The 8,417-nt window shown below is 41.7% G+C and carries 7 protein-coding genes and 1 riboswitch; of the genes, 3 read left to right on the forward strand and 4 right to left on the reverse strand.

The window, feature by feature from the left end:
• Positions 1–462 precede the first annotated feature (462 nt).
• Positions 463–1,209 (reverse strand): ferritin-like domain-containing protein, encoded by a 747-nt coding sequence (locus tag V7K79_RS26885; RefSeq protein WP_335052121.1) that lies wholly within the window; start codon positions 1,207–1,209, stop codon positions 463–465.
• 154 nt (positions 1,210–1,363) lie between these two features.
• Positions 1,364–1,693: an isochorismatase family protein gene (locus V7K79_RS26890; RefSeq protein ID WP_335052136.1), complete on the reverse strand. Its 330-nt coding sequence runs from the start codon at positions 1,691–1,693 to the stop codon at positions 1,364–1,366.
• Between V7K79_RS26890 and V7K79_RS26895 the strand changes: the two genes are divergently transcribed.
• On the forward strand, positions 1,667–1,987 hold the full coding sequence (locus V7K79_RS26895; RefSeq protein ID WP_335052123.1) for a hypothetical protein: 321 nt from the start codon (positions 1,667–1,669) through the stop codon (positions 1,985–1,987). The genes V7K79_RS26890 and V7K79_RS26895 overlap by 27 nt on opposite strands.
• A 78-nt stretch (positions 1,988–2,065) precedes the next feature.
• Here V7K79_RS26895 and V7K79_RS26900 read toward each other — a convergent pair whose 3' ends face one another.
• The gene (locus V7K79_RS26900; RefSeq protein WP_335052125.1) at positions 2,066–3,406 is read right to left on the reverse strand and encodes a voltage-gated chloride channel family protein; all 1,341 of its coding nucleotides are present in this window, start codon (positions 3,404–3,406) and stop codon (positions 2,066–2,068) included.
• Between the two features lie 95 nt (positions 3,407–3,501).
• Positions 3,502–3,588: riboswitch (Fluoride riboswitch) on the reverse strand.
• Between the two features lie 367 nt (positions 3,589–3,955).
• Here V7K79_RS26900 and V7K79_RS26905 point away from each other — a divergent pair.
• Both V7K79_RS26905 and V7K79_RS26910 read left to right on the forward strand, forming a co-directional pair.
• Complete coding sequence (locus V7K79_RS26905) at positions 3,956–4,825, forward strand: zinc metalloprotease HtpX (RefSeq protein ID WP_335052127.1); 870 nt, start codon at positions 3,956–3,958, stop codon at positions 4,823–4,825.
• 336 nt (positions 4,826–5,161) lie between these two features.
• Positions 5,162–6,925: a Rieske (2Fe-2S) protein gene (locus V7K79_RS26910; protein ID WP_335052129.1), complete on the forward strand. Its 1,764-nt coding sequence runs from the start codon at positions 5,162–5,164 to the stop codon at positions 6,923–6,925.
• A 523-nt stretch (positions 6,926–7,448) separates the two neighbouring features.
• On the opposite strand, the gene V7K79_RS26915 is transcribed toward V7K79_RS26910, so the two are convergent.
• On the reverse strand, positions 7,449–8,417 hold a 969-nt coding region (locus V7K79_RS26915), incomplete at its 5' end, for a tetratricopeptide repeat protein (protein WP_335052130.1).

Below are 8,417 nucleotides of genomic sequence, written 5' to 3' on the forward strand. Positions count from 1 at the left end.
GCTGTAGTCACATAGGTTAGGACATTTTAAAAGAGCGAAAGCTAGGAATAGTAATAGTTTTACCTCCTGCCTCCTGCCTCCTTCTATAACATAAGTAAAGCTAATAAATCAGTCAAGTGTAAGAGGATGTCTGAGAAGTATTAAATATTTCGTCCGATCCCCCCTAGCCCCCCTTGAAAAGGGGGGAAAACTTCTAAAAGTCCCCCTTTTTAAGGGGGATTTAGGGGGATCTACAAGTCTCGAATACAACACTAAAAAGTTTTCAGACATCCTCTAAGAGCAAATCTCACACCAGAATATGATTATGCTGTGATTGCAGAGAATTGACATATATTTTTCAGATGGTCATTGACCGACTCAATTAATGTGAATTCGATAAACCTCTCCCTGGTTTTACTACGCAAAACCAGGGAGAGATTTTTTTCATGTCTAGCTAAATGGACACCAAATAAACCGTCGAACTCACGTTAAAATCAGTTCAGAATCTTTTTGTGAAGGCATACTATCTTGTACTAAAGAACGATTTAGTGCTTTGCCTTGTAACAGATTACTAGCAAAAGCAAAAGTCGCGTTGACTTTGCGAGTACGCCACTCATCTATAAGCTTTTGTACTTGGATAACAGACATTCGCCGTGTCATTGCTTCATAAAGATAAGCAGCATGACTAGTTTCATCTTTGGCGACACTCAAAATTCCCAGTTTTAAATTGCGAACAACAGTTTCATCATCGGGTAATGCATTCGCCATCCTTGCAAAGTCTTTGCTAGCATCTAACTCCAGAATGTAAGTGCTACCCATGAAAACATTCCAGTCCATAAAAGCAGGTTTTAGTTGTTCTGAGGTGTAACCTTCAAAGAAGGCTGCAAAAAATGGACTACGCTGCTGTTGTGATTTATCTGTGGATGTAGTTTGGGGTTGACTTTTAAAATCTATAACTTGTTTATTGAGTTGTTTTAAACCGTGAGCGAAAATTTGACCGTGCCTAGTTTCATCTGATGCGTGTTGTTTAAGCTTTTCGGCTAACCATGTATCGCCCTCTGTGGCGGCGCGATCGCTTAGTCCTGTCAAAAAAGGCACAGAACCAGATTCCGCTAACTGAAACCCAGCAAGGATATTAGGGCGAGTTTTAGAGTCACGAATCTGAGCAGCAGTGTAATAGGCAAAAGCACCAGAACCTACTAAATGCATCACGTAAGTCAATAAATTCATGAGAGATTCCCGCTAACCTTTTTTTCTTATGGTAAACATTGAGCATGGAGATTGGGGATTGAGAAAACAATTGAGTTCCCAGCAGTTCCTAATCCTTAATCACTTAGCAGCACAAAAACTTAATTTGATAACACCTTCTTTGTCTCAACGCCATTTAATTTGTCACTGTATTGCACGCTATCAAGATTTGTTCAGTACTGCGGATGCGACCCATAATCGGAAAGATGTTGTTCACGACAAAGGTGTGCGCCTCTGCACTGATGCTAGACATAGCGTCTTCGGCGAAGACAAGTTCATAGCCTCTGTCGAAGGCTGCTCGTGCGGTTGATTCCACCCCAAAATTTGTGGCGATGCCGCCCAGCACAATGGTGCGGACACCGCGACGCCGTAGTTGCTGCTCTAGCTCTGTTCCAGAAAACGCTCCCCACTGCCGTTTTCTGGATAAAAGGATGCTTTTTTGAATCTGCTGGATTCTCGCATTTATGGTATTGTCTTAACTTTAAGCACAGTTGTCTTGCTTGTGTATGGTTTTGCCTTGGGTGATTGGGAAGATTATGTGCAGCAGTTCCAAAGCGATCGCTTTATCAATGGCATGAGCTTGGCATTTTGCCTATTTTATCTTTTATTTCCTACTGTTGTTGGTGATGATATGGCTCGTCGCCGTTTCCCTAATGCTGAGGTATTTTTAGCAGTGGTGTTTGTTCCCTTACTCGGTTCTCTTGCTTATCTTTGCCTGCGCCCGCCACTGATGTCATCAACTATTCGTGAAGAATCATAGTTTTGGGATTACCTATAAAATTACAAAGGTTTCAAAGTTTAATTCCATTAAACGTTATTCAGGAATTGCATTCAAAAATTATTCTTGACAATTCTTTCCTGATTCTTTCCTATCATCAGGTAAATCAATTTTTGGCTCAACTTTCTTTCGTCCATAATTAGCTAAAGTTTCTCCTTCTTCTAGATATACAGCAGAGTATTTACTCAACCCAATACGTTGTGAAGTATAAATTCCAGAATGACCCGAAAATAGATAGCTTACTATACAGCCAATACCAATAAATACTCCTGATTCCAAACCAAATAGTTCAACTCCCATTAAGGTGGATGCCAAAGGTGTATTTGCTGCACCTGCAAACACACCTACAAATCCCATTCCTGCTAATAGTGGTGCAGGTAATGCTAAAAGCAATGACAAAGCATTACCTAAAGTTGCACCAATAAAAAACAAAGGTGTCACTTCTCCTCCTTTAAATCCAGCACCTAAAGTTAAAGCAGTCATACCCAATTTGGCAGCAAAATCCCAAGGAGGTAGCTGAGTATAGAAAGAATCAACGATGGTTGGGATACCAAGCCCAATGTACTTCGTTGTTCCACTCAACCCAACAATTGCTGCTATCAGCGCACCACCAAGCAAAGGACGCATTGGAGGATAAGATATCTTGGCTTTAAAGAAGTGACTAATTTTATGAGTTACTTGAGCAAAGAATCTCGCGACAATTCCAAAAATTGCACCTGCAATAATGGCAGAAATCAGTCCCCAAATAGTCAGCGTTGGTATCAAGGGAGCGTGTCGGTATGCTGTATGATGCAAACCCAATAGTAAAGTTACTTGATTTCCGACGATCGCAGCAATTAAAGAGGGAAAAAGAGCATCATAATGAATTTTACCAATCGCTAAAACTTCCAAACCAAATACAGTTCCAGCTAAGGGAGTACCGAAAACTGAAGCGAATCCCCCACTGATACCTGCCATTAACAAAATCCGCCGATTAGCTCCTTGAAAATGTAATATTTTAGTTAACTGGTCTGCTAAAGAAGCACCCATTTGTAATGCTGTACCTTCACGACCGGCTGAACCACCAAAAAAATGAGTAAGGTCTGTTCCTAGTAGAACAAGAGGAGCCATACGAAAAGGAATAATATTTTTGGGTTTATGGATTTCTTCGAGTAAAAGATTATTCCCAGCTTCTACAGTCCGACCAAATTGATGATAAATCCAACCGCTCAAGAAGCCACCAAGCGGCAGCAAGGCGATAATCCATCGATGCGATTCTCGCCAATCGGTTGCCCATTCTAATGATGCTAAAAGAGCAGCAGAAGCCGTTCCAGCAAGAATGCCAACTATAAAGGAAATAGGCAACCACTTAATCAGGTGGGGTAAGGCTATAGACAGTTCAGACTGACGAAAGTGTTTCATACCGTGACTCCTTGAAGTGCGATTTGTAGTCTTACACTTTCTACAGGAGAGTCAGGTAATGCATTTAGCCAAGCCCTACTCTCCCGCAGTAAGTCAGGAAAGTAGGAGCCATCAGCCTTCCAATTATCAATTTAACCTGTACTGGAAAGGCGGTTTTGGCGAGCTCCATCGCCATAAATACTATTTAATTAATTCAACAATACCATTTTTGCTTTTGTATTGCTTTAAAAGTTTTACTATTTATTCCTCACCTATCTTGAAAAATGACGCTCTTAAAAGTGTAAGTTCCACCCAATCAACAATTCTTTTTATAAATTTCCTGCTAGAGATAGATGTATTTATTATTTATTAAATACAAACATAGTTTTAAAGAAGCAAAGTATAAAAAACAACTAAATTATCATTGATAAAAACTCAGTAGGAAAACCGTACTTATCTGATAGGTTTTCTGTACCATATATCTAAGTTTAGCTGGATACAATCAAAGCGTGGCTTATATTAATGCTGTTTTCTAGAAAATTTATACAGCATTAGCAGGAGAGCGAAAAGATGACAAATCAATTGAAAACGGCTGCTTTGCTAGCTGCATTAAGTGGTCTTTTGATCGCAATTAGTTATTGGATAATTGGCGGTACTAGTGGCTTGATAATAGGGATAGGTTTAGCAGTAGTAACAAACTTATTTTCTTGGTATCAATCAGATAAGATTGCGCTGGCAGTATATCAAGCCCAGCCTGTGAGTGAAAGGGAAGCACCAGGACTTTATCGGATGGTGCAGAGATTGAGCGATCGCGCTAACATTCCTATGCCTAAAGTTTACATCGTTCCAAGCCTAGGTGCTAACGCTTTCGCTACAGGGCGCGATCCAGAACACGCTGCGGTGGCTGTCACTGAAGGTATTTTAAATATATTGCCAGATGATGAACTCGAAGGTGTTATTGCCCACGAGCTAACCCATATTATTAATCGTGACACTCTCACTCAAGCTGTTGCTGCTACTGTGGCTGGTGCGATTTCATTCCTAGCCCAAATGGTTAGTTACAGCCTATGGTTTGGTGGTGGTTCACGAGATGACAACAAAGGTGGAAATCCAATAGGAGTTTTATTAACAGTCATGCTTGCGCCAGTGGCGGCGACAATCATTCAGCTAGCAATTTCGCGCACACGAGAATTTTCTGCTGATGCAGGTTCTGCTAGATTAACTGGTAATCCCCGCGCCTTAGCTAGGGCATTGCAACGCTTAGAAGCCTCAGCAAAGCAGATGCCTTTAAATGCCAATCCAGCTTATGAGCCGTTATTAATTATCAATTCCATCTCTGGACAGTTTCTGGGTAACTTATTCTCCAGTCATCCGGCGACAGAAATGCGAGTTGCAGCATTGCTGAAATTAGAGCAACAACTGCCAACAAAAACTTATTAATTTGTCATTAGTCTTTTGTGAAATAAATGACTAATGACTATTAATATAGGGTGCAATTTTTAGATGAAGCCGAGATAAACTGGCACTTATTAGACTTCTTGCATAAGTCGAATAGACCCCCCTTAATCCCCCCTTATAAAGGGGGGAAACTTAAAATCTTGCCCCCTCCCCTTAACAAGGGGAGGGTTGGGGAGGGGTGATTCAAAGATTTTTGCAAAAGGTCTATTGTAAATATTTTTTGAATTGGTATTAGTTAACAAAAATTAGAATGCACAAATTTGAAAAACTTTGTCAGAGTAGAAATAAGGGTTTTAACATTTACCTATGTGTAGTTAAATGACTCAAATATTTGAAGATGCAACGAAAACAGACGCTTATATCCGGGTTGCTAAACTTGCAGAAGTTCAGGCAGCAGGCAGTTTGTTAGTCCACAAGGAAAAGCATACGATTGCTTTGTTTTACTCAAATAATACAGTTTACGCAATTGATAACCGTTGTCCTCACATGGGCTTTCCCTTACAAGGAAGCACTTGCAAAGATGGTATTGTTACCTGTCCTTGGCATTATGCCCGCTTTGATCTTGCTAGTGGTGGAACGTTTGACTCGTGGGCAGATGATGTTCCTTGTTTCCCAGTAGAAATCCGTGATGGTGAAGTTTGGATAAATTTAGCACCACCAGTTAACCCTTATGCTCACCACCGCCAACGTCTGCTAGACGGTTTAGAGCAGAATATTTCTTTAGTGATTGCAAAATCAACGTTGGCACTTTTAGATATGGGAGTGAACCCAACAGAACCATTTCTCATGGGGTTAGAATTTGGCACTCGTTATAACAAAGCGGGTTGGAGTTCAGGTTTGACTATCCACACCTGTATGATGAATCTACTACCTTATCTTGATGTAGAAGACAAACCTCGTGCTTTATTTCACGGACTGTCGGCAGTAGCTAATGATAGTGCAGGTGCGCCACCAGAGTTTGTCGTTCACCCATTACCCAACGCTAAAGTAGATTTTGCAACTCTCAAAAACTGGTTTCGCCAATTTATTCAGGTACGGGATGCGGAAGCAGCACAAAGATGTTTAGTATCTGCTGTTCGTTCTGGAGCTAATTCAAAGCAAATAGCAGATATGCTATTCTGTGCTGCCACAGATCGTCGCTATCTTGATGTTGGGCATACGCTTGATTTTATCAATAAAGCATTAGAAGCACTTGATACTGTAGCTTGGCAAGCAGCAGAATCAATTCTGGCTAGCCTAGTTTCGAGTTTAGCCAATGCTTCGCGGATGGAAGAATCCAATTCCTGGCGCTACCCTGTAGATTTGGTAGCAATATTAGAGTCAGCTTTTGAGCAATTACCGACTGTATTAAGTGTAGGAAAATCTCGACAAGGAAATTGGTCACAAACAGATGAACTAGTACCAATTTTATTGGGTGAAGACCCACAAGCGATCGCAGACTCGCTATTGAATGCACTGAAAGCAGGTTGTACTGAAGAACAATTAGTTAGTGTAGTTACTTATACAGCAGCATTACGAATAGCTCGTTTCCACACGAATAATGACTTTGGAGATTGGAATTCAGCCCACCATCCATTTACGTATGCAAATGCCGTACATCAAGCATTACGAAGAGTACCAACAGTCGAACTACTAAGAGGTGTGTTTGATGCAGCGATGAGTGTATATTTAAATCGTTTTTTGAATGTCCCACCAGCAAGGCTGCCAGAACCCAAAGACATCGTAGAAAATCCCGAACAATTACTCCAGCAGCTACCAGATTTATTAAACCGTCAGCAGCAAGTAAACCAGACAGGGCAATTAGTTGCTAATTATTTATACAGTGGTGGTAGTGCTGAAAAATTGATGGCAAAACTGGGGAAATTGATGCTGCGAGAAAACCGTGATTTTCATGTTGTTCAAGAAATGGAAGCCGCTTTTCGTCAGTATTCTTTCCTCGGTGAAAGTTCGGCTGGAATTCATATACTAGTGGCTGCATCTCGATATTTAGCCGCTCATTCTCCGACAATGCGATCTCAAGGACAAACTTATCAAATTGCGGAACGTTTACATCAAGGCGATCGCTTATTTGAGGAATCATGACCGGAAAGTGGAGAATTTGAACTGTATCCTATGTTCTAGAGCGATGTTTACGACGGGCTACGCCTACGCTTTTCTTTCGGCTCAATGATATACCAAAATGAATGCGTGAATTACTCTAATGAGTAAGCAAACTGGGGTTTGAGAAAGCAAGAGCTGCTTTTGCTTGCGGAAAACATCAAAATGAGAAAGCAAAAGCAGCTTTTGTTTGTGGAAAATACTAAAATGCGAGATTAAAACCTGCTTTTGAAGAAGTAAAAGCTGCTTTTGCTTGTGGAAAACACTAAAATGCGAGATTAAAACCTGCTTTTGAAGAAGTAAAAGCAGCTTTTGTTTGTGGAAAACACTAAAATGCGAGATTAAAAGCTGCTTTTGAATAAGTAATCAGGCATTTTTACTTAATTTAAGATGAATTTTAGTCTAGGCGATACCTTTCCTTTGGAACGGTACACGAACGCTAACGCGCTTTTCAGTTTTATTACGGTATGCTTTGCACAAAACTTGTAAATTTGTATCCCCATGTAGTCTATTCTTGATTTGGGGGGATGCGATCGCGCAAATCTGCTAAATTCTGACTACACTCCATAGTCCGAGGATGGTTCACCCCTAATTGCTGCTTAAATATCTCTAATGCTTGCAGATACAACGGTTCAGCTTCGGTATAACGTCCTTGTAAGTAGTAGAGTTTTGCTAGATTGTTGAGGCTAAGTGCGACAGATGGATGTGATTCGCCCAGCAGTTGGCGCTTGAGTGCTAAAGCTTGTAGGTACAGGGGTTCGGCTTCGCTGTATCTGCCTTGGGAATCGTAGAGATGCGCTAGGTTGTTGAGGCTAGCAGCGACATTTGGATGTGATTCGCCCACCAGTTTGCGCAAAAGTGCTAAAGCTTGTTGGAACAGGGGTTCGGCTTCGCTGTATCTGCCTTGGGATTTGTAGAGTAATGCTAGGTTGTTGAGGCTAGAGGCGACAGATGGATGTGATTCGCCCAGCAGTTGGCGCAAAAGTGCTAAAGCTTGTTGGAACAGGGGTTCGGCTTCGCTGTATCTGCCTTGGGTATTGTAGAGTAATGCTAGGTTGTTGAGGCTAGTGGCGACAGATGGATGTGATTCGCCCAGCAGTTGGCGCCTGAGTGCTAAAGCTTGTAGGTGTAGGGGTTCGGCTTCGCTGTATCTGCCTTGGGAATCGTAGAGACTCGCTAGGTTGTTGAGGCTAGTGGCGACATCTGGATGTGATTCGCCCAGCAGTTGGCGCCTGAGTGCTAAAGCTTGTAGGTATAAGGGTTCAGCTTCGCTGTATCTGCCTTGGGAATCGTAGAGTAATGCTAGGTTGTTGAGGTTAGTGGCGACATCTGGATGTGATTCGCCCACCAGTTGACGCCTAAGTGCTAAAGCTTGTTGAAACAGGGGTTCGGCTTCGCTGTATCTGCCTTGGGAATCGTAGAGACTCGCTAGGTTGTTGAGGCTAGTGGCGACATCTGGATGTGATTCGCCCAGCAG

It is taken from the genome of Nostoc sp. (assembly GCF_036917575.1).
Lineage (GTDB): Bacteria > Cyanobacteriota > Cyanobacteriia > Cyanobacteriales > Nostocaceae > Nostoc.